The organism is Thermoanaerobacter sp. X514 (assembly GCF_000019065.1).
Classification (GTDB): Bacteria; Bacillota; Thermoanaerobacteria; order Thermoanaerobacterales; family Thermoanaerobacteraceae; genus Thermoanaerobacter; species Thermoanaerobacter pseudethanolicus.
Map to the genome: position 1 here is coordinate 2290330 of NC_010320.1, position 22560 is coordinate 2312889.

General features: G+C 33.0%; 18 protein-coding genes and 2 pseudogenes. 5 read left to right on the plus strand and 15 right to left on the minus strand.

What is annotated here, in order from left to right:
• Window positions 1–4 precede the first annotated feature (4 nt).
• From TETH514_RS12785 to TETH514_RS13080, 13 genes and pseudogenes are all read right to left on the minus strand, one after another.
• Window positions 5–217 carry a serine O-acetyltransferase gene (locus TETH514_RS12785; protein WP_012268789.1) on the minus strand — a complete coding sequence of 71 codons (213 nt, stop codon included), beginning with the start codon at window positions 215–217 and terminating at the stop codon, window positions 5–7.
• Window positions 218–296: 79 nt separating this feature from the next.
• Window positions 297–518: a hypothetical protein gene (locus TETH514_RS12790; protein ID WP_038016609.1), complete on the minus strand. Its 222-nt coding sequence runs from the start codon at window positions 516–518 to the stop codon at window positions 297–299.
• An 11-nt stretch (window positions 519–529) separates the two neighbouring features.
• A complete protein-coding gene (locus TETH514_RS11475) occupies window positions 530–1699 on the minus strand; it encodes a glycosyltransferase (RefSeq protein ID WP_009052694.1) in 1170 nt (389 codons plus the stop codon).
• A gap of 74 nt (window positions 1700–1773) precedes the next feature.
• A complete protein-coding gene (locus TETH514_RS11480; RefSeq protein WP_009052695.1) occupies window positions 1774–3000 on the minus strand; it encodes a glycosyltransferase family 4 protein in 1227 nt (408 codons plus the stop codon).
• Entirely contained in the window at window positions 2955–4076 is a 1122-nt protein-coding gene (locus TETH514_RS11485; RefSeq protein ID WP_009052696.1) for a glycosyltransferase, read from the minus strand. The genes TETH514_RS11480 and TETH514_RS11485 overlap by 46 nt, the downstream gene beginning before the upstream one ends.
• Complete coding sequence (locus tag TETH514_RS11490) at window positions 4066–5424, minus strand: O-antigen ligase (RefSeq protein WP_009052697.1); 1359 nt, start codon at window positions 5422–5424, stop codon at window positions 4066–4068. The genes TETH514_RS11485 and TETH514_RS11490 overlap by 11 nt, the downstream gene beginning before the upstream one ends.
• 157 nt (window positions 5425–5581) lie before the next feature.
• Window positions 5582–6595, minus strand: a pseudogene (locus TETH514_RS11495) (Rpn family recombination-promoting nuclease/putative transposase); the annotation flags it as partial.
• Between the two features lie 63 nt (window positions 6596–6658).
• Window positions 6659–7858 carry an RNA-guided endonuclease TnpB family protein gene (locus TETH514_RS11500; protein WP_009052698.1) on the minus strand — a complete coding sequence of 400 codons (1200 nt, stop codon included), beginning with the start codon at window positions 7856–7858 and terminating at the stop codon, window positions 6659–6661.
• Window positions 7846–8446: pseudogene (locus TETH514_RS12470) on the minus strand (IS607 family transposase). The gene TETH514_RS11500 and the pseudogene TETH514_RS12470 overlap by 13 nt, the downstream one beginning before the upstream one ends.
• A gap of 455 nt (window positions 8447–8901) precedes the next feature.
• Window positions 8902–10596, minus strand: coding sequence for an ATP-binding protein (locus TETH514_RS11510; protein WP_009052699.1), 1695 nt, complete (start codon window positions 10594–10596; stop codon window positions 8902–8904).
• Window positions 10597–10619: 23 nt separating this feature from the next.
• Window positions 10620–12320 (minus strand): ATP-binding protein, encoded by a 1701-nt coding sequence (locus tag TETH514_RS11515; protein WP_009052700.1) that lies wholly within the window; start codon window positions 12318–12320, stop codon window positions 10620–10622.
• Between the two features lie 191 nt (window positions 12321–12511).
• Window positions 12512–13861 (minus strand): magnesium transporter, encoded by a 1350-nt coding sequence (mgtE, locus tag TETH514_RS11520; protein WP_009052701.1) that lies wholly within the window; start codon window positions 13859–13861, stop codon window positions 12512–12514.
• A gap of 202 nt (window positions 13862–14063) precedes the next feature.
• Complete coding sequence (locus TETH514_RS13080; RefSeq protein ID WP_083758527.1) at window positions 14064–14360, minus strand: AAA family ATPase; 297 nt, start codon at window positions 14358–14360, stop codon at window positions 14064–14066.
• Between the two features lie 66 nt (window positions 14361–14426).
• Between TETH514_RS13080 and TETH514_RS11525 the strand changes: the two genes are divergently transcribed.
• The 5 genes from TETH514_RS11525 to TETH514_RS11545 all read left to right on the plus strand — a co-directional run bounded on the left by TETH514_RS11525 (window position 14427) and on the right by TETH514_RS11545 (window position 19664).
• Window positions 14427–15437, plus strand: a complete 1011-nt coding sequence (locus TETH514_RS11525) for an ABC transporter substrate-binding protein (protein WP_003868362.1) — start codon at window positions 14427–14429, stop codon at window positions 15435–15437.
• 81 nt (window positions 15438–15518) lie between these two features.
• Window positions 15519–16265 carry an ABC transporter ATP-binding protein gene (locus TETH514_RS11530; RefSeq protein ID WP_003868363.1) on the plus strand — a complete coding sequence of 249 codons (747 nt, stop codon included), beginning with the start codon at window positions 15519–15521 and terminating at the stop codon, window positions 16263–16265.
• Window positions 16258–17070 carry an ABC transporter permease gene (locus TETH514_RS11535; protein WP_003868364.1) on the plus strand — a complete coding sequence of 271 codons (813 nt, stop codon included), beginning with the start codon at window positions 16258–16260 and terminating at the stop codon, window positions 17068–17070. The genes TETH514_RS11530 and TETH514_RS11535 overlap by 8 nt, the downstream gene beginning before the upstream one ends.
• 71 nt (window positions 17071–17141) lie before the next feature.
• Window positions 17142–18773 carry an NAD+ synthase gene (locus TETH514_RS11540; protein WP_009052702.1) on the plus strand — a complete coding sequence of 544 codons (1632 nt, stop codon included), beginning with the start codon at window positions 17142–17144 and terminating at the stop codon, window positions 18771–18773.
• 30 nt (window positions 18774–18803) lie between these two features.
• Entirely contained in the window at window positions 18804–19664 is an 861-nt protein-coding gene (locus TETH514_RS11545) for a DMT family transporter (RefSeq protein WP_009052703.1), read from the plus strand.
• Here the strand turns inward: TETH514_RS11545 and yihA are convergent.
• Together yihA and lon are read right to left on the minus strand one after the other, a co-directional pair.
• A complete protein-coding gene (yihA, locus tag TETH514_RS11550) occupies window positions 19641–20219 on the minus strand; it encodes a ribosome biogenesis GTP-binding protein YihA/YsxC (protein WP_003868369.1) in 579 nt (192 codons plus the stop codon). The genes TETH514_RS11545 and yihA overlap by 24 nt on opposite strands.
• The gene (gene lon, locus TETH514_RS11555) at window positions 20209–22545 is read right to left on the minus strand and encodes an endopeptidase La (protein ID WP_003868370.1); all 2337 of its coding nucleotides are present in this window, start codon (window positions 22543–22545) and stop codon (window positions 20209–20211) included. Before lon ends, yihA begins: the two co-directional genes overlap by 11 nt.
• Between the last annotated feature and the right edge of the window lie 15 nt (window positions 22546–22560).

Below are 22560 nucleotides of genomic sequence, written 5' to 3' on the forward strand. Positions count from 1 at the left end.
ATCATTAATCCCCCAAATTATTTTTAGGTATTATTTTTGCTGGAACACCAACTGCTATACAATTATCTGGTACATCATTTATAACTACAGCATTTGCACCAATAATAACATTGTTTCCAATCTTTATCGGACCTAATAATTTTGCACCTGCCCCTACTAATACATTTTCTCCTAGTATTGGAAATCCAACATTTTTAGTAGCATGCTTACTTCCCAATGTGACTCCATGGTATAATTTACAACCTTTTTTATAACTGCACCTTTCCCTATAACTAACCCAACTCCATGCACAATTGTTACTCCACCTTCAATTTTACAGCGATAGTCAATACCAATCGAATATAATATCTGGTAATCATTGTTAACAGTAAAGGGATCAGTGGAACCTTTTTTCTCCATAAATAGTTAGAAATCCTATATATCAAAAGTGCATGAAATCCGCGATTACTAACCACAAATAAAAATCTATTTTTATCCACTACACAAATATCTTTATAAATATCAGCCAACAAACCCATTTTTCTCCTCCTCATTTGTCAATTTGCTCTATGAGTTCCATCATTTTATTGGTCCTTGATTCATAGGTATATTTTTTAGCTTTTTCTAGCCGTTTGATTTTAATGTCTTCATTTTCATAAAATGCATGTTCTATTTTTTGTATAAAATCGTCATAAGATTTAGCAATATATACCATATCACTAAATTCTTTAATTGCTGGCAAATCAACACTTACTACCGGTTTCCCCGCAGATAAATATTCAAAAAATTTCATAGGAAACATCGACTCTGTATATTCATTTAATGTATTAGGCAAAATACATACATCAAATCCTTTCAAATAATTTGGTAAAACTTTATATTCTCGTGGACCTAATAAATAAATGTTTGAACATTCATACAATAGCTTTGGATTAGTCCTAGGATCTCCCTCTCCTATCTTTCCTATTAATACAATAGACCAATTTGGCCTATTTTTTGCAATATAATTTAATAATTTAAAATCTATTTTATAACTACTCAATGCTCCAATAAAACCAATACGAGGTTTGGGGATTTCTAATAAATCTTCTGGTATACTCGTTTCAGGATTTAATGCTTTTGAAAAATGATCGTAATCTGCCACGTTAGGAAAATAATAAGTATTTTGGTTCCACTGTTTACGAGTTTCATATAATTTAGAAGACGTAACAAAAACTATATCCGATTTTTTTACTAACTCATGTTCATATTTAGTCAATATATCTGAAGGCATTCCCGGTTGTGCCTTAATTTCATCAACACAATGATATACTAATCTTTTATAGGAGTTAATCCCTATAAGTTGCACTGTCAAAGGATTATAAGTCCATAAAATATCTTTTTTAAAATTCAATTTTTTAAGCCAAAAATCTAACCATTTATTTAAAACATAAAAATTGAATTTTCTAATAAAATCCTTACTTTGAAAAGGTAATATTATAGGCGACCATACCCACAAATTTTCTTTAACTTGTTGAGGTTTTTGAAATGCTTTTTTAACTTTTTTATAAATTTTGTTGATATCCTGTGAAGTAGCACTTGGTCTTCTTAACCCTAAAGAATCTATGTAAAATACCCTATTACCACGTTTAGCCAATTGGACAGCCACATGCTGCTTATTTGTCCAAAAAGGGTTATCCCAATCTGCAGTTGAAAGTAATATTATATCTTCCTGTTTCAAAGTTCACACCTTCTTATTCTTAAATTTAAATATTTGTTGAGGCAACAAAATATAGAGCATATATGGATTATTTTTTATAAACTACTTACAATACCAAATAGCTTATAATACTGCTTCGCACAATATTCAAGTGTGTATTCATATGGCAAACTATTTTTATATTTTTCTCTATTGTCAATTACATGGGCTAATAAATCCGCTATTTTTTCACTATCATATGGATTTACTCCTATTATATTGTTTGTATTTATCTTAATAACACTCGTTAAATGATTTGATACAATTGCCGGCAATCCCATAGCCATAGCCTCTAACACATTTAAAGTTAAGCCCACTTCCGAATGTTTCGTTGTGAATAAAAAAACATCTCCTAACTGAAGATAATTAGGAAGTCTTTCCCTATCAATTGCTCCTAAAAAGAATACTTTATCTGATATACCCAAAGTCTTTACTAACTTTTTTAAAGAAGGTAGTTCAGGTCCATCACCTATGATTAAATATCGTGCTAATGGATTTTTCTTGGCATACTTTTCAAAACCTTTTATACTAAGATCTATTCCTTTTTGCTTATGTAAACGAGATGAAGAAATAATTATAATGTTTTCAGACCCCAATCCTAACTCTTGCAATATTTCTTCATTTGTGGATTTATTTGAAGAAAATAGTTTAGTATCAATGCCATTATTTATAAGTTGAACTTTTTCTCTTGGCAGAAAAAATGATATAGGAGGTTTCGTAAGATCTAAATATACCCTTTCTCCCACTGCAACCACATAATCATATTTATTGTACATTGATAAATCTTTAAACAGCCAAACCATGTTATAAACAGAACTTATCATCGCTTTTGGTTGCAATGTACGCCATTTAGATAATATTTCACCTAAAGAAGTGCCATGAGCTTGGAGTAAAAAAGGTACCTCTTTAAGATGTTTTTTAAGTGTTAATAAACTATTTGCAGCAGAACTAACGCTTAGAATTCCTGTAGCAGAATCTATAAGGTTCTTTTCAAAATACTCTCTTGAATATTTCCACCAAGTAAATGAATAACGACCAGGAATTGTATTTTTAAGTGTAACAACCTCTATTCCATCTTCTACAAACTTTTCTGGTTTATTAGGTATTTTTGTTGTTAGAAAAGTCACTCTTATACCATCACGAACAAATTGACGTGCAAGATCCCATGCAATAGCTTGCATACCACCTATACTATGAAAAGGTAATATCCTCGACAAAAAAACAATATGTGGTTTCTTTATAATAGACTTTTGTAAATCTCTTCCAGTTTTTGTGTTTGACATTGCAAATTGAATCTCCTTTCCACCATTATTCGTGCTGCTTTACCCATTTTATCACGAAGTGTTTCATTTTCTAATAAATAATTTAATCGCTCAGCTAATTCATCAACTGCCCTTTCTGGTACCAAATAACCTGTTTCACCATCAATTACAGCTTCCGGTATACCTCCAAGATTAGTCGCTACACTTGGTACTCCCAAAGCTGCAGCTTCAAGAAAAACCATCCCTAATCCTTCTGTAGCTCCCGAACGTGCTGTAACACTTGGTAGACAAAATATTTTTGCTTTTTTCATCCATTCCATAACTACAGAGTGAGGCTGGGCTCCCATAAAATGTACTTTATTTTCTATATTTAGTGACTTAGAAAGAGCTTCTAATTCTGTACGTAATGGTCCATCTCCAATTATAACCAATTCTACCTCTTTATTTTTTTTTGTAACATATGAAAAAGCTTCAATTAAATATTTAGTACCTTTATTTTCTACTAAGCGGGCAACATGTAATATGTATGGTACTTTTGTATTTTCTTTGATTGGTTTAAATTTATCTGTATCAATACCTATATAATGCGTAATTGTACGATCTTCAGGAAACCCCATTTTTACAACGCGCTCTCTAATGTAATTAGAAACACAGATAAATATATCTCCTCTTTTGGCTAATTGCTTCCGAAATAACGCATAATTTATCCATGATGGTTTTCTAGATAATAATAAATTCTTTGTGCTTGTTGTTGCATCAAACCCATGAAAAGTTGTTACTAAAGGTATCTTTAAAGCTTTTGCCAGTTCCATTGCATAAACTCCTTCAACACCAAAGTGAGCATGAATTAAAGTAGGATTAAATCTTTTAACCTTCTTTACATAAGGTATAGGATTTCGGAACAAAATGTTCTTCATCACATCTAATTTATTTTCGTCTTCAAGTGTTACTACTTTTGTACCTTCTTTATAATTCCCAAAAACCTGTCTCCCAACATATATTGGATTAAACTCTTTTAAACTCTCAGCTTGCTGCAAAATAAAAACTTCCGACGGTTTAAATAATTGATGTCGATATATGAGTATATTATGCTTCATTCTTTCGTCCCCCATTTTCATAAAAGTGTGTTTTTGTATACAATAATCCCAAAGCTACTGCCAATATAGGCTGCATATGTTCTTCTCCAATTATTCCATAATTCTCACCAAATCCTTGAATAAAAAGCCATAAAAACGCAAACATAAAATATAGTGATAAAATCTTTACTTGCTTATCATCATTTCTTAATCCATTCCAAAAAAACAGTATAATATCAATAATAAACAAAACCCCTAAAACGAATGCTAAAATACCGCTCTGCGACCATAAATAAATCAATGTATTATGAGGAGGATAAGAAGGTGATAAACCAACTGTTTGTGCATATTGGGGATATGTTGCCTCCCATCCACCGAATCCTTGTCCTAAAATCGGATGCAATTGAAATTGAAACCATGCATGCTTCCATATCATTAATCGTACATTGAATGTATGTTCCGCATCATATATAAAGAATTTACCTTCAGCATAAGATACTATCCCGAATATACCTATGGCTAATATAATTATTAGGAAAAGAAATTTCACTAAATTGCTATAAGTCACTTTATTAAATACTTTAAAATTCACTATCAAAAAGGCAGTTAAAGGAAATAATATATCTAAAATTATCCCTATTTTAGACCCTGTGAATAAAATTGCTATCCATAAAAAAATTGATATATTTTTTAAAACTTTACTACTATATGCTTTATAGATTCCATATAAAACATACATATTTATTCCTAAAAAAGCTGCTGCCACATTTGCGTTTAAAAAAAATCCGCCTGATTTTGTAGGATCTAAAACATTATTTCGAATTACTGTACCGAATTGAGTTATTACATTGGGTTTAATAAATATTTGACTTATATTTGAATTTAAAAATAATGTTTCTAGGTTGGGCTGTAAACGGAATAGTATAACTAAAACAGCTTCTACTACTAAAAAAAACGAATATACTACCAATATTTTTATAAAATACAATTCTGAATTATTTTTTGAAATCTCATATGTGGTTAAAAATATAAACAAAAATGGCAATAAATAAGAAACCGTTCGTATACCTAAGTATATATCACTTGACCAAACTATGCTCAGCATCTGAACAATTATTAGAAAAACGTAGGTTCTTATAGGCTTAAAACCTAATATATTTTTTAAATTCCTTATAAATGATGTCCACAAGGTAAGTGAAAACAAAAAACTTAATGATGGATAAATACCCATTAGGGAAAAAGTATAAATTTGAAAAACCGAAGTTAATACTGCAATCTTATATAGCATCTTTTTTGATATGAGTAGCGAAGTTAATAAAAATATAAAAAATACAGTTATAAATACTAAAACTAATGTAAAATCTGCCAAAACTATCCCATCCTTCTATTATCATATGTCCGTTTAATTTTTCCTTAATTGCGATTACATCCACCTAATTATACTAAATTATGATTTCGTACAATTAGTTTCTCTTTCTCGCTTTCTCTCCCTTAGGTAAGAGAAAATAATTCAAACTCATCTCAATTTATATATATTTCTTCAACTCTTCTAATTTCTCTATCTTTAAAATGTCTTTTGCTAACTGAAGTAAAGTTTTATCATCCAATTTTGCAATACCTTCCAAATATTCTGCTGGAATATCTGTGAATTTTTCCTTGAGTTGCTCAAACACTACCATGCGTATTCCTTCTATTTTGCCTTCCATTCTCCCTTCCATTTTTCCTATTTTTAAGCCTTCCAACTTCCCTTTTTTAAGTCCTTCTTTTAATCCTTCTCTTCTCGTTTTCCTAAACTCTTCTCTTAAGCTTCGTTCTAAATTTGAAATCATCTCTTCCACCCCCTCACTTTGTACTAAAATTTCTTTTATCTCTTTTTCTTTATCCTCTGGTAAAAATCTCGATACAACTGAGAAAAGCCAATTTCTAAGTATTATGAATTCTTCTTCCGATATGTCCTTTAAAACATCTGCTAATTTCCCCCATTTTTCTGTCAGCTCTTCCTTGTCTATTTTTCTATCCAATAGAAATATACTGCTTATCAAATTTGACAGCTGTAAAAGTTCTTCTTCATTATATCTGTTTACGTCAATTAGAATATACTTGAAATCTATTATATTTTCTCCAAATAATTGATATGAATCTATCGTTTCTTTAAAGCTCAAAGAAGCAGTCCATCTATTAACACCATTATACAACACGATAGGAATAATCGCTGGTAATTTATAGTCCTTCCTTTTTTGCTGGTTTAATGATGTATCTTTAAGAATTTCTCTCCACACTTCAATTATATACAATAACAATCTGTATGGCATTTGAAAATCAACTTTTGATTGTAATTCCAACAATATATAAAAGAAAACTTCTTTATCCTTCAATTTTACTTGATAAACCAAATCAGCCTCTTTATTTTTAAAATCTTGTAATATGAAGGATTTGTTTATTCGTATTACTTTAGATTCGTCTATTTCACTTACCCAATCTTTTTTGACAAAACTTCTTAAAAGTTCAATAAATACTTTTTTATGAGAAAGTAGGTATTTAGGTTATGAATAGTGTTTAACATATAAAAAATTATTAAAAATTTTGTTAAACACTATTCTTTGTTAGGCTACATTTTGCCTAACTGGATGTAACCCCACGCCCTCTATCCCCTCTGCAAATGCGTTGGGGAATACTTTTACCATGATATTATATGCAGCATTAACATCAGCATTTATTAAAATGCCTTTATTGCTTTTAAATAAACCTCTTGTAATACGGCGTTTTGGATTATAGTTCTCTTTACATACTTCTTCGCTATCAAGAAAACTGCATCCACTTGTGTAACCTTCTTCTACTAGAATTAAATTAATTCCTTCTTCCTCACATTTGTACTGAAGCATGTTAATAAATTGATAGTAAGGAATTCCAACAAAGTTTTGATTATTTACTTTTCCTAATTCTATTTCCTGCTTCCATCCTTTGTTATAACCAATGACAATAGTATCTATGTCGTGTTCTTTACACCAATTAACTATAAATTTACTTGCTTTATGCATAAAGTCTTTTATTTTGTTATTCCTTTTTAGAGTAAGTTTTTCTATTCTTCTACTTGTTCCTTTACTGCCAACATAACTCATAAGTTCTGCTTTTTTCTTATTATAATACTGATTTATTGACTTGATAACTTTGCCGTTAATAACAATAGGCTTTATACCTATGTTATTTGTTAAGGTTACAAAGTTATCAAGTCCTAAATCTATTCCTGCTATCCTTTGAGGTTTTTTGAAAGTTTTATTTATTAGTACTCTTTCATAAACTATTTCAACAATATAAATATTTCCTTTGGGGATTACTCTCACCTCTTTTAAATTGCCTTCTACCATTGTTTTTAGTCTTAAATTTGTTTTCGGAAAAGTTAAATAACCACTTTTAATTTTGCATTGTTGATTTGTAAATATAGCAATTGCTCTACCATTTTTCTTTTTATATTTTGGTAATCTGGGCCTGCCTGAAAATTTACTTTTATCTTTTTCCCATTCTTTTATAGCTTTGAAAAATGATTTCCAATTTCTATCAAGCAGTTTCAATGTATGCTGTGCTGTTTGTGCAGGTAAGTTTTTATAAGTCTCGTGGTTCTTTAATTCTCTATTTAATTGCCTGTATCTTATCCACTTATTATTGTTTATAAATTCTTGTCTTATAATATAATTGGCATAATTGTATAAGTTTTTTGTAGCAAAACATATTTTATCAAAATATTTCCACATTTCATGATTTCTATTTATCTGAATTTGTTCAGCTCTTTTAACTACCTTTTCCATCTTCCATTCTCCAATATTTCTTTTATTTTTTTAATTTTTCTTTTGCTGTATAACTTCATGTTGTAATAGTGAATAAAATTTACGATTTCTTCAAATATTTCCTGAGCATCAAGTTTTTCGTCACCCACTTCTGACATAACTACTATTTCAGTGTTAAATTTTTTAAATAAATTTTAAAAAGTCCAAATACAACTCTGTTCAATCTATCTTTATAAGTTATAACAACTCTTTCTACTCTGCCAGCAAGAATATCATCGAGCATTTTAAAGAAATCTTTTCTTTTTTCAAAACTGATTTCACTGGCTATATCACTGAATACTCTATGTATTTTATAACCATTGCTAAAACAAAACTATTTTAATAACTCAATTTGATTTTCTAAATCCTTTTTCTGCTTTTGTGTTGAACTCTAGCGTAAATATAAGTCTTTCTTTCAACTTCTTTCATAAAGATTTTATACACATCTTCTTCATTATAATCGTAAAATCCGTTTGGCATAACTGTTACTCTTATTTTGCCTTCTTTAACATACTTGGTTAGTGTTGATCTTGATATCCGCAGTAGTTCTAAAAGTTCTTTTGCTTTCATATTTATATCGCCTCATAGATATTATAGCAACAACCAGCAAAGTGATGTAAATATATTTTGTTAAAAATTTTAATATGTTTAAACAAATAGGTTGATTTTTTAGTACTATATTATATCATTTTATTACCTACTTATAGAAAAAGCACAAAAAAGGTAATGCTTCGCCATGCGGGCGCAAGTGCTTAAAAAGCACCGCCTCCGCTTTTTGTATCTATAATCTATATTACCACCAATAAAACTTATGGGCGCCGAAACAGCCTCATAAGTCCTATCGGATCATGTCAAAAAAAATGAATAACCAATCCAATTAATATATATTCGACATAAAATACTATTTTCCTTCTTTTTTAAGGAAATTTTTTATAAATTTATAGAATGATATTCCATGAAAAGATTATAGTAAACCTTTGAAGTCTGATATTATTCCTTCCTGATGCTGGATAACTTTCTTCTCATTACTCTTCAAATATTTTGTAATCTCCTTTTCCTATAAATACCACTAATGCTTTCTTTAAATTTTGTTTATCTTTAAATTGCATACTTTCACGGTATCTCTTTAATTGTTCTTTCCCTTTTTCTATTATCTCCTCAATATATTTTTCGTCACTTTTCTTTACATACTTTAGCTCTATCAACCATTCGTATTTTACATCTGGCATTCTTATGTCTTTTTCTAAATAAATATCTATATAACCTCCCTCTGTTTCTTTCTCACTTATAGGCTTGTATATGTTACTCATTGTCAAGTATGAAAAGAGTATTATTTTTATATATTTTTCATCAAATTTTATTGTATCTCTATTGGATAATACTTTTAGAACTTTTTCACTTATAAATTTTACAAAGTTCTTTATTTTTCCTTCAAATGCCATTTCCCATATGGCTTTTGCTATTTCCAGCATTTCATATTTTATGTTGTTTTCTTCCTTTAATTTTCTACCGAAGTACTCCCAATACATTGTTTTTATTACGTAATTAGGTATGCCAAGTTCTAAGATATTGTACCTGTAATCTTTTATTGTTAATAAGCCCATATAAAATAGAAGAGAAATAAAGTATTCTTCGTCGTACATTCTGTCAAATGAAAATTTTGTTACTATCTCCGCTACTATCCCTTCCTCTTTTATGATCCTCTCTAACAATGCCTTGTTCTCTTCATTCATTGTAAGCCTGTTTAGCCTGCCATAGTCTGTCTTTACATTGTCGTCTATTAGATACTCTGGATATCCTCCTGTGTTTTTGTATTGTGCTAAAAAGTATAGTACCATGTCTGGATTGTACACCCTTGTCCTGGCATTTTTGTTGAATTTATAGCCATCGTATAATTCCCTTAAGTTATTTATTAAATTCTCTTTTTCCTCTATCCCTACTTCTTCTAGTATCTTCACTACTTCTTCTTCTGTAAATCCTAGCATCTCATTTAAACTTAAATCCATTGTGACGTTTAATGCTATGTTAAATCCACTCGTTAAGTCATCCAACATTATCGGGGATATCCCTGTTATGAATATCCTGTCTATTACACTCTCTGTCCCTATCTTCAATGTCTCATAAAAGTCTCTTACAAAACCTGATGCCCTCACTATCTCTCTGTAAAATTCACTCTCACCCATCGCTATTATGTCATTGGCAAAATGGTCATACTCGTCTATTATTAGGTATACCTTTTTACCTACTTTTTTTACTTCATTTATTATCGTCATTATAACCGCATTTATATCAGTTATTTGGTCAATTTTCTTCCTTATTTCTTCCGTATTTTCTAATATACCCTCGTATCTGTTTAATAAGGCATTTATTGAATTTTTCACACTTAACAAAAAGGACTCTTTTAGTTGGTCTTTGTTTTCTGTGTTTAGGCCTGAAAAATTCAGTTTGAGTATCATATAACTGTTCTTTAGTTTTGTAGGATTCTTCCCTATATATAAGTCGCTAAATAGTTTCTCAAAGTCTTTCTCATTTTTTATGTCATAGTAGTTCTCTAATGTGGAAAGAAAGAGACTTTTCCCAAACCTCCTCGGCCTTATGAAAAACAGGTATTTGCTATTTAAGTTCTCTATCTTCTCTATATACATCGTCTTGTCTACGTACAGGTATCCTTCTTCTCTCATCGCTCTGAAATTGGACATGCCATAGGGTATTTTCTTCATCTTTACCACTCCTAATTTCCCTTTTACACTTCAATTACTTGGTATTCGTCCTTGCCTATGAATATAAGCAGTGCTTGTTTTACATCTTTTCTCTCTTGTAGCCCTCTGCTTTCTCTATACCTCTTAAGCTGCCTTATACCTTCTTCTCTTATCTTGTCTACCTTGTCTTTTTCACTTTTCTTTATGTATTTTAGCTCTATTAACCACTCGTATTTTACATCCGGTATCCTTATGTCCCTCTCCAAGTATATGTCTATATACCCTCCCTCTGTCTCCCTCTCACTTATTGGCCTATAGGCTTTACTGTTTACAAGATACGTAATTAATATCACTTTGATATATTTTTCGTCAAACTTTATTATATCCCTGTTCGAAAGCACCTTTAGCACGTTCTGGCTTATATACTCTATATACGGTTTTATTCTCCCTTCATACGCCATCTCTTCTATGGTCTTCCTTAACTCATTTAGGTCAAGATTAATTTTGTATTCTTTCTTTAAATTCGTTTCTATATATTCCCACATTATTGTCTTGATTACGTAATTGGGTATTTTTAAAAATAATCTCGTTTTTTCTTGTCTCTCTATCGTTAGTAATCCCATATAGAATAACAGTGATACAAAGTATTCTTCATCGTACATCCTGTCAAATGAAAATTTTGTCACTATCTCCGCTACTATCCCTTCTTCTTTTATGATTCTCTCTAGTAATACCTTGTTCTCTTCATTCATTGTAAGTCTGTTTAGCCTGCCATAGTCTGTCTTTACATTGTCGTCTATTAAATTTCTAGGCGGTTTTTTGTATCTTACTATGCTGTCAAGATAATACAATACCATGTCGGGATTGTATATCCTTTTCTCCGCTTCTGCACTAAATAAATAACCATCGTATAATTCTTTTAATTCTTCTAGTGATTTTTCTCTTTCTTTTTCCTCTATCCCTACTTTTTCTAGTATCTTCACTACTTCTTCTTCTGTAAATCCCAGCATCTCATTTAAGCTTAAATCCATTGTGACGTTTAATGCTATGTTAAATCCACTCGTTAAGTCGTCTAGCATTATTGGGGATATTCCTGTTATGAATATCCTGTCTATTACACTTTCTGTCCCTATCTTCAATGTCTCATAAAAGTCTCTTACAAAACCTGATGCCCTCACTATCTCTCTGTAAAATTCACTCTCACCCATCGCTATTATGTCATTGGCAAAATGATCATATTCGTCTATTATTAGGTATACCTTTTTACCTACTTTTTTTACTTCATTTATTATCGTCATTATAACCGCATTTATATCAGTTATTTGGTCAATTTTCTTCCTTATTTCTTCCGTATTTTCTATTATACCCTCGTATCTGTTTAATAAGGCATTTATTGAATTTTTCACACTTAACAAAAAGGACTCTTTTAGTTGGTCTTTGTTTTCTGTGTTTAGGCCTGAAAAATTCAGTTTGAGTATCATATAACTGTTCTTTAGTTTTGTAGGATTCTTCCCTATATATAAGTCGCTAAATAGTTTCTCAAAGTCTTTCTCATTTTTTATGTCATAGTAGTTCTCTAATGTGGAAAGAAAGAGACTTTTCCCAAACCTCCTCGGCCTTATGAAAAACAGGTATTTGCTATTTAAGTTCTCTATCTTCTCTATATACATCGTTTTATCCACATACAGGTATCCTTCTTCTCTCATCGCTCTGAAATTGGACATGCCATAGGGTATTTTCTTCATCTTTACCACTCCTAATTTTTCCTTTTTCTTTAGAGTGAACTACATCGCCAATGAATTGGCGAGCTTCGTGCTATCGGTGAAACCTTGTTGAAAGTCCCATCGGTACGCAACTGGGGTGTCCAACCCAAGTAACAGGCGAACCGCCGCCTATATAAAGACACGGTGCCGCTTATAAGCACCTGCCTGCATCTTTATATTTTAATGAACAATCCGGCGATATAAAAATATACCACTAACGCCATGGCGTCTACGATGGTGGTTATGAGCGGACTGGCCATGATAGCGGGGTCAATTTTAACCATTTTTGCTAAAAGCGGCAGTAAACCGCCGACTATCTTGGCCATAATCACTGTTACCACCAGTGTAAGACTGACCACCAGAGAGATGGTAGTGCTCACCTGCTCAATAACAACAAGCCGTAAGAAGTTCAAGCCAGCAAGAGAAAGGCCGACAATAACGCTCACCATAAACTCTTTTACCACTACTCTAAAAACATCCCGTGTTTTTATTTCGCCCAGGGCAAGGCCCCGAATTACCATTGTCGACGACTGGGAACCTGCATTTCCGCCTGTATCCATTAGCATAGGTATAAAAGCGGCCAGGATTACCATATTCTGGAGAAAGTCTTCAAACTTTTGTATGATCCGGCCAGTGAATGTGGCCGAAATCATCAGAGCCATAAGCCAAAACAGCCTGTTTTTGGCCATGGTAAAGGGGCTCTGACTTATATAAGATTCTTCGGTAGGGCTTATTCCACCCATCCGCTGAATATCTTCGGTGTTTTCCGCTTCCAGAACGTCCATCACGTCGTCTATGGTTATAATGCCAACCAGCCGATTTTCCTGGTCTACTACAGGCATGCTTAACAGGTCGTATTTTTTAAACAATGATGAGACGAATTCCCGGTCATCGTGGGTTTTTACAGCGATGACCTGTTTGTCCATCAGGTCTTCGATCCTGGTGTCAGGGTCTGCCACCACCAGGTCTTTCAGGGAAACGACACCTAAAAGATGTCTTTCCTGGTCTATGACGTAACAGGTATAAATAGTCTCCTTTTTAGGAGCGGTATAGCGAATATGAGTAAGTGCTTGAGCCACCGTCATGTCGGCTTTCAGGTCTACAAATTCGATGGTCATGATGCTGCCGGCGGAATCTTCGGGATAATTTAAAAACTGGTTAATAAGCCTTCGTTCGCTTTCCGGCGTCGTTTGGAGTATTTTTTTTACTACATTAGCAGGCATTTCTTCCAGAAAGTCTATTTTATCATCGAAAAAGAGGTCTTCTACCAGGCTTTTTAATTCGTCTTCTTCGATCATCTGCGAAAAGGCTACCCTTATTTTATCCGACAGATATGAAAATACTTCCGCAGCCCTATCCTTAGGCAGCAGTCTGAAAGCCAGCAGGCTGTTTTTAGCGTCCAGATGGTTCAAAATTTCCGCTACGTCCTGTACCGGAAGTCTCGACATTTCTTTTTTTACGGCTAGAAAGTTTTTTTCCTGTAACCATTGGCGAAAAAGCTCTTCCATTTTTTCGATATGCACAATAATACCCCCTCTAGTTCGGAGGCGCCTCCGACGATGTGGGGTGCCGACGGAGTACCCCCGTTTTTTCGTATATGCTATTTATGGATAGAAAAAGGGTATAATATTGTCGAGGTAAGGGATCCATCCAGCACCACCACCTTTTTTATATCTAATTCCTTCATCTGCTATATTCCTTTGTTTTATTATATCATAATAATTATCATAATAAAGATAGTTTTAATAATTCATTGTCTCCCATCGCTATTATATCATTGGCAAAATGGTCATACTCGTCTATTATTAGATACATCTTTCTCCCTACTTTTTTTATTTCATTTATTAGCTGATTTATTATCGATTTTATATCTGGCTTCTCTTTTATATGTTGTTTTATTTCCTCTATGTCTTTAAATATGTTTTGATATTCGTCTAAAAAGCTGTTTATTGAATCAATTAGATTTTGTTTAAATGATATTTCTAATCTGTCTCTATTGCTATAAAAGTAAAAGAGTACAATTCACCTCAATCACACATTTTAATTGAAAGAATATAATAAATTGAAAAAAGAAAAAGGAGGATGGGTATGAGGCTTAAGTACTTAATTGTATTTGTATTGGTATTAGCCCTTACAGTTTCTTTATTTACAGGGTGTACAAATAAAAGTCAAAAACTTACAAAAATTAATTTTGTAGAAACAGTTCATTCTATTTTTTACGCTCCCTATTACGTAGCTGTAAGCCAAGGCTTTTTCAAAGAACAGGGGCTAGAGCTTGTCATTACAACTGCTCAAGGGTCAGATAAAGCAGCAACTGCGGTTTTATCTGGTACAGCAGATATAGGACTTCAAGGACCCGAAACCACTGTATACGTACTTAAAGAAGGAAGAGATGATTATCTTGTAAATTTTGGGCAATTGACAAGAAAAGATGGGTCTTTCCTCTTGGGGAAAAAGCCTGAACCGGACTTTAAATGGGAAAATTTAAGAGGTAAAAAGGTTATAGGTGGAAGGCCGGGTGGAATGCCTCAGATGACACTGGAATACATTTTAAAAGAGCACGGCATAAACCCAAAGACAGATTTGACCCTTATCACCAATCTTCAATTTACAGCCGCAGCGGGAGCTTTTATGTCTTCTGATGCAGACTATGTGGCGTTATTTGAACCTACAGCTTCCCTAGTTGAAAAACAAAAAGGGGGATATATTGTAGCATCAGTTGGTGCCTCCAGTCATGAAGTTCCTTATACCACTTTTAATGCAAAAAAAAGCTATATTGAAAAACATCCCGACATAATACAGCGTTTTGTAAATGCAGTGTATAAAGGAATGCTGTGGGTGGAATCTCATTCTTCTAAAGAGGTAGCAGAAGCAATTAAGCCTTTCTTCCCAGATACTGATGTAGACCTTATGGCGACAGCAATTGAAAGGTACAAAAATCAAAACACCTGGGGCACCACTCTAAAAATGAAAGTTGAGGATTTTGATTTTCTACAAAATATACTTTTGGATGCAGGTGTAATAAAAGAAAAGGTGGACTCACACCTTCTAATCAACAACACTTTTGCTGAAAAAGCTGAAAAAATGGTCAAAAAGTAAAGTTTTGGATTGTGCTCAATATGCCCCCCATATTGAGCACAACTCCCCTTTTATTAACTTCACATAGAAGGGAGTGCTTTTATGAATAAAATAATGGTCAGTCTTAAAGATGTATCCTTTAATTATCACACTTTAGAAGGTGAAACACAAGCTTTAAAAAATATTTCTTTTGATGTGTACGAAGGAGAATTTGTGGGAATTATAGGCCCTTCTGGTTGTGGCAAATCTACTCTTCTTTCGATTATTTCCGGCCTTTTAAAACCTTCTAAAGGGAGTGTAGATGTAAACGGGAAAATAGGCTATATGCTTCAAAAAGACCACCTCTTTGAATGGCGAAATATATGGCAAAATGTGCTACTTGGACTTGAAATACAAAAAAGTCTAACAGAAGAATCTAAAAAATACGTAGAAGGTTTGCTTGTAAAATACGGTCTCGGCGAGTTTAAAAACCATTATCCTAATCAATTGTCAGGGGGAATGCGACAAAGAGCCGCTCTCATAAGGACATTGGCTTTAAAACCCGACATACTTTTACTAGATGAAGCCTTTTCTGCTTTAGACTACCAAACGAGACTTGCCATATCCGATGAAGTGTATAAAATTCTTAAATATGAACAAAAAACTGCGATCATAGTAACTCACGATATCTCAGAGGCAATTTCTATGTGTGACAGAATTGTAGTTCTATCAAATAGGCCCGCCTATGTAAAAAAGATTTATGACATTGTCTTAACCTGCGAAGACCAATCTCCCATAGGTCGTAGAAAAGCTCCTGAATTTAGAGAATATTTTAATTCTATTTGGAAGGAGTTGGATGTTCATGTATGAAGCAGCAACCCCTTATATTTCAAAAGAGCACAGAGAATTTTTAAAAAAAGTAAAAAGAAAAAATGTATTAATACGAGTCACTCAATTTGCATTATTAATCCTCTTTTTCGCTACATGGGAAATTGTCGCAATGTATAAAATTGTAGACCCTTTTTTGGTCAGCCAGCCCTCCAGAATGTTAAAAACTATAATAACTTTAAGCCAGAATGGTTCTCTTTTTATGCACATATGGGTTACTTTGAGTGAAACGATAATAGGTTTTACTCTTGGCACAATAATTGGCATGATAATCGCCATACTTCTGTGGTGGTCAGATTTTTTGTCAAAAGTAGCAGAACCTTATTTAGTAGTACTTAATAGCCTCCCTAAAATTGCATTAGGTCCTATATTTATCGTTTGGATGGGAAATGGAGAAGCTCCAATAATTACAATGGCTCTTGCTATTTCATTGATAGTAACTATAATCAGCTTGCAAACGGGTTTTAAAGAAGTTGACGAAGAAAAAATAAAACTTTTAAAGACTTTTGGTGCCACAAAAATGCAAATACTTACAAAATGTATTCTTCCCGCCAGTGTCCCAACGATTATTTCCGCCATAAAAATAAACATCGGACTTTCCTGGGTGGGAGTAATTACAGGAGAATTCTTAGTTTCTAAAGCAGGTTTGGGATATTTGATTGTCTACGGCGGTCAAATTTTTAAGTTGGATTTGGTAATGACAAGTGTCCTGATACTCTCAATACTTTCTGCGTTGATGTACATTTTTATAGTGTATCTTGAAAAAAAGCTGATAAGGTGGAGATAGAAAACAGTGTTTTTTGTCTTTTTATGTGCTAAAATATGTATTGTAGTACTATAAATGCGGGGTGAAAACTAATGAAAATTGCATTGGCACAAATAAATCCAGTTGTAGGAGATATAAAAGGAAACTTCGAAAAGATAGTAGAGTTTATAAATACAGCAAAATACCAAAAAGCTGACCTTGTGGTGTTCCCTGAACTAGCTACTGTAGGTTATCCTCCTAAAGACTTTTTGTTTATGCAAGATTTTTTAGAGGCCAATGAAAAATATATAAATGAAATAGTCTTGCCCAATACTAATCAAATTGGAGTAATACTCGGTACGGTAAGACAAGACACAGAGGGCAACCTTTATAATTCTGCTTTTTTTATTTATGAGGGTGAAATAGTCGAGATTTTTGATAAGACTTTACTTCCAAACTATGATGTATTTGATGAAAAAAGGTATTTTAAACCAGCACAATTAAGAAAGGTCGCTTCTTTTAAAGGGATAAAATTAGGAGTTAATATATGTGAAGACATATGGAAAGATTATGTTTTTGAACCAAATGTAGATTATTCTGTTGATGTTTTAGAAGAACAATTTAAGCTTAAACCTGATATTTTTATAAATATTTCAGCATCTCCTTACTACCTGGGTAAGGAAAATATGAGAGTAGAAATGATAGAGAAAAAAATAAAAAAGTACGCAATTCCTTTTGTTTACGTGAACCAAGTTGGTGCAAATGATGAATTGATATTTGACGGTGCTAGCTTTGTAGTAAATGAAGAAGGCAAAAGAGTGGTACAACTTAAAGCTTTTGAGGAAGATATTAAAGTTTTCGATATAGATGAACTGAAAAATCTTAGGAAACTGCCCGAAATAAAAGAAGATATATCATGGGTATACAATGCTCTTGTCCTTGGTGTAAGAGATTATTGTAAAAAATCAGGTTTTAAAAAGGCAGTAGTAGGCTTAAGCGGTGGAATAGATTCTGCAGTAGTTTGTGCCATTGCAGTAGAAGCTTTAGGAAAAGAAAATGTTCTTGCAGTATCAATGCCTTCAAGATATTCCTCTGAAGGAAGCAAAAGTGATGCAAGAATACTGGCTGATAATTTGGGAATTGAATTTAGAGTAATCCCAATAGAGCCTGTGTTCAAAAGTTATTTATCCGTTTTCAATGGGGATAACAACGTTATAGGTGACCTGGCAGAAGAAAACATACAGGCAAGAATAAGAGGTAATTATTTAATGTTTATATCAAATAGGGAAGGGCACATTGTTTTAACTACAGGAAATAAATCAGAATTGGCAATGGGATATTGCACTCTTTACGGAGATATGAGCGGAAGCCTTGCACCAATTGCAGATGTACCTAAGACAATGGTATACGATCTGGCGAGGTTTATAAACAGAGAAAGAGAAATAATTCCAATTTCTATAATTGAAAAAGCTCCTTCTGCAGAATTAAGACCTAATCAAAAAGATGAAGACTCATTGCCTCCTTACAAGATTTTGGATGAAATATTAAAAATGTATATAGAGGAAAACAGGTCAGCAAAAGAAATAATAGAAAAAGGATATGATGAAAGATTGGTAAAAGATGTTATAAATAAAGTCAACAGAGTAGAGTACAAAAGAAAACAAGCAGCACCTGGACTCAAAATCACCACCAAAGCCTTTGGAACAGGAAGGCGTATGCCAATTGTTCACAACTTTAAACTGTGATTTTTAAATAACTTGTGAGGAGGAGATATTTTGTCAAAACAATTAAAAAGCGACATTGTGCTTATCTTAGTAACTATGGTGTGGGGGTCTACATTTATAATAGTCAAAAACGCTATACAGACACTTCCTGTGTACAATTTTCTTTTTATACGCTTTTTATTGGCTTTTTTGCTTCTGGCAATAATATTCCATAAAAAGTTAAAAAACATTGACAATAAAACATTGGCTGCTGCTTCAATAATTGGCACAATGCTTTTTTTAGGTTATGCCTTCCAGACAATGGGGCTTAAATATACTACAGCATCTAAATCAGGGTTTATAACAGGGTTTAGTGTAGTATTAGTGCCAATTTTAGAAGCAGTGCTTCTTAAAAGAAAACCAACCAAGCCTGCAATTGTAGGAATTGTCCTCGCTTTTATGGGACTTATATTGCTTACTACAAACATTGATTTTACTGTTAATATAGGTGATTTTTTGACGCTTTTGTGTGCCTTTTCTTTTGGAATGCAGATTGTTTTAATAGCAAAATACGCCTCCACCTTGGATACATATTTACTCGCTACTATTCAAATAGGAATAGTTGCACTTTTAAGCGGCATTATAACTTTGTTATTTGAAAAGCCTTTGGTACCTACATCTGTCGATGTATGGTCAGCCATTGTAATAACCGGTGTTTTTGCTACGGCTTTTGCATATGTTGCTCAAAACACAATGCAAGCCTACACTACTGCCACTCATACAGCTTTGATATTTGCACTGGAGCCAGTTTTCGCTGCAATAGCTGCTTTTCTAATTGCAGGTGAAGTGATGTCTTTTAGAGCAATAATAGGCGGAATTTTTATGTTTGCAGGTATAGTGCTTTCCGAACTAAGCATACTTCTCAAAAATTGATAAGACTTGTGATACTCCCATTTTTTCTAACGCAGAAAATATTATAACCTCTTCTCTATTAATTTTAAAAATTTTACAAATATCTTCCACTGCTTTCCTACTCTCTGATTTATTTACTTTATCTGCTTTAGTCAGCACCACAGTGAAAGGTAAATTTTTATGCTTAAACCAATTTATCATTAAAAAGTCATCTTCAGTTGGGTTTCTTCTTATGTCTATTAAAAATAATCCATGGCGTAAATTTTGGGAGGTATTGAGAAAAGTTTCTATATTATGTGCCCATTGTTTTTTCATCTCTTTTGAGACTTTTGCATAACCATATCCAGGCAAATCTACTAAATAAAATTTGTTATTTATTAAATAAAAGTTTATACCTCGAGTTTTCCCTGGCCTAGAACTTGTTTTTGCAAGATTTTTTCTATTTAATACAGTATTTATCAATGTAGACTTGCCTACGTTTGACCTCCCGACAATTACTATTTGTGGAAGATTATCTTTAGGATACTGTTCCTCATTAAAAGCAGAACGGGCAAATTCTACAGTTTTAATTTTCATAAAAGCCCTCCTTAACCAGTGCAAAGTCAAGAACTTCGTCAATCTTTTCTACAAACTTGAATTCTAATTTTCGCTTTACACTTTGAGGAATTTCATCTAAATCCCTTTTGTTTTCTTGAGGAAGTATTACTTTTCCTATTCCTGCTCTATGGGCTGCTAAAACTTTTTCCTTTACTCCTCCAATTGGAAGGACTTTGCCCGTCAAAGTTATTTCTCCTGTCATTGCTACATCTTTTCTCACAGGAACTTTTTTAAGAGCAGACACCATTGCTGTCACCATTGTTATGCCAGCAGAAGGTCCATCTTTTGGAATTGCACCTTCAGGAACGTGTATATGTATATCGATATTTTTGTAAAAATCTTTATCTATATTCAGTTTCTCGGCATTCGCCCTTATATAGCTAAAACCAGCTTGTGCAGATTCTTTCATCACATCCCCTAATTGCCCTGTAAGATTGAGCTTGCCACTTCCTGGCATTATAGAAGCTTCTACAGTTAAAATTTCTCCTCCTACCCTTGTCCATGCAAGTCCAAAAACTATCCCTACTTCGTCTTTTTGATTCGCTTTGTCAGGGCGGTAAATAGGCTTGTCTAAATAAGACTGTAAATTTCTTTTTCCCACTTTTACTACTTGTGCATTTTCTTCCACTATCTTCTTTATAGCTTTCCTCACAATTTGAGATAAATTCTTTTCTAAGCCTCTTACTCCTGCTTCACGAGTATATTCCGAAATTATTCCTTTGATAGCAGATTCTTGGATTATTATCTTGTTATCTGGCACCCCATGTTCTTTTAAAATCTTAGGGATTAAATAATCTTTTGCAATATGAAGTTTTTCTTCTTCAGTATATCCAGAAACATATATAACTTCCATTCTATCTAAAAGAGGCGCCGGTATAGTATCTACCGTATTAGCCGTTGTTATAAACAATACCTTTGAAAGGTCAAAAGGCAAATCAAGGTAATGGTCTCTAAAAGTGGAGTTTTGTTCTGGGTCAAGAACTTCAAGCATTGCAGAAGCAGGGTCTCCTCTAAAGTCTGAGCTCATTTTGTCTATTTCATCCAGTAAAAACACAGGATTTTTTGAACCGGCTATTTTTATGGAATTTATAATACCTCCTGGTATAGCTCCGACGTAGGTACGCCTATGTCCCCTTATTTCTGCTTCATCTCTCACTCCACCAAGAGATAATCTGACAAATTTTCTATTCATAGCCCGCGCTATAGACCTGCCTAATGAAGTCTTACCAACACCTGGAGGACCTACAAGGCATAAAATAGGACTTTTAATTTTGTTGTAAAAACTTCTAACTGCTAAAAACTCTATTATCCTCTCTTTTACTTTCTTTAAGCCGTAATGGTCCTCATCCAATATTTTTTGTGCTCTTTTTAAATCTAAAATATCTTCTGTTTCGTAATTCCAAGGTAAATCCAAAATCCAATCCAAATATGTCCTCACTACAGAAGCTTCTGCAGAACCAGGCGCCATTTTAGAAAGGCGCTTTAATTCTTCTTTTGCCTTTTTTCTAACTTCTTCTGGTAAATCTTTTTCATTTAATTTCTTTTCATACTCCTCAATCTCTTGGTCAACTTCATCTGTCTCTCCTAATTCAGCTTTTATAGCTTTTAACTGTTCTCTTAAATAATATTCCTTCTGCAATTTGTCAATTTGGCTTCTCACCTTTGCATTTATTTCTTTTTCAATGTTTAGTATTTCTAATTCTTTCATTAAAAACCCTAAAAGAGTTTCTAACCTTTTATTTGCATCAAAACACTCCAAAAGCTGCTGACTTTGACTCGTATTTAAAGATATATGGGCCGCAATCATGTCTGCGAGTCTTCCAGGCTCTTCTATGCTTATAACACTGTATAAACTATCTATAGGCAGTCTCGAAGTCATATTTACATATTCTTCAAAAGCAGAAATAACACTTCTCATTAAAGCTTCAAGCTCTGGTGTCTTTTCAATTTCTTTTTGCACTTCTTTTTCTATAACTTCTACCTCAAAAAATTCATCATCTCTTGTCACTTGCTGAATTTCAGCACGACTTATCCCTTCTACCAAAACTCTTATAAGTTCTCCTGGCAGTTTTAACATTTGTTTGACTTTTGTAATAGTGCCAACTTTGTAGACGTCGTCAATAGAAGGGTCTTCTATCTCAGCTTCTTTTTGCGTTGTAACAAATATTAACTGATTTTTCATAAAAGCTTCTTCCAAAGCCCTAATTGACTTTTCTCTTCCTATATCAAAATGAAGCACCATGTATGGAAAAATAGTTAATCCTCTTAAAGGAATCATTGGCAATATATACTTTTTTTCTGTCATATCTTCACCCTCTTT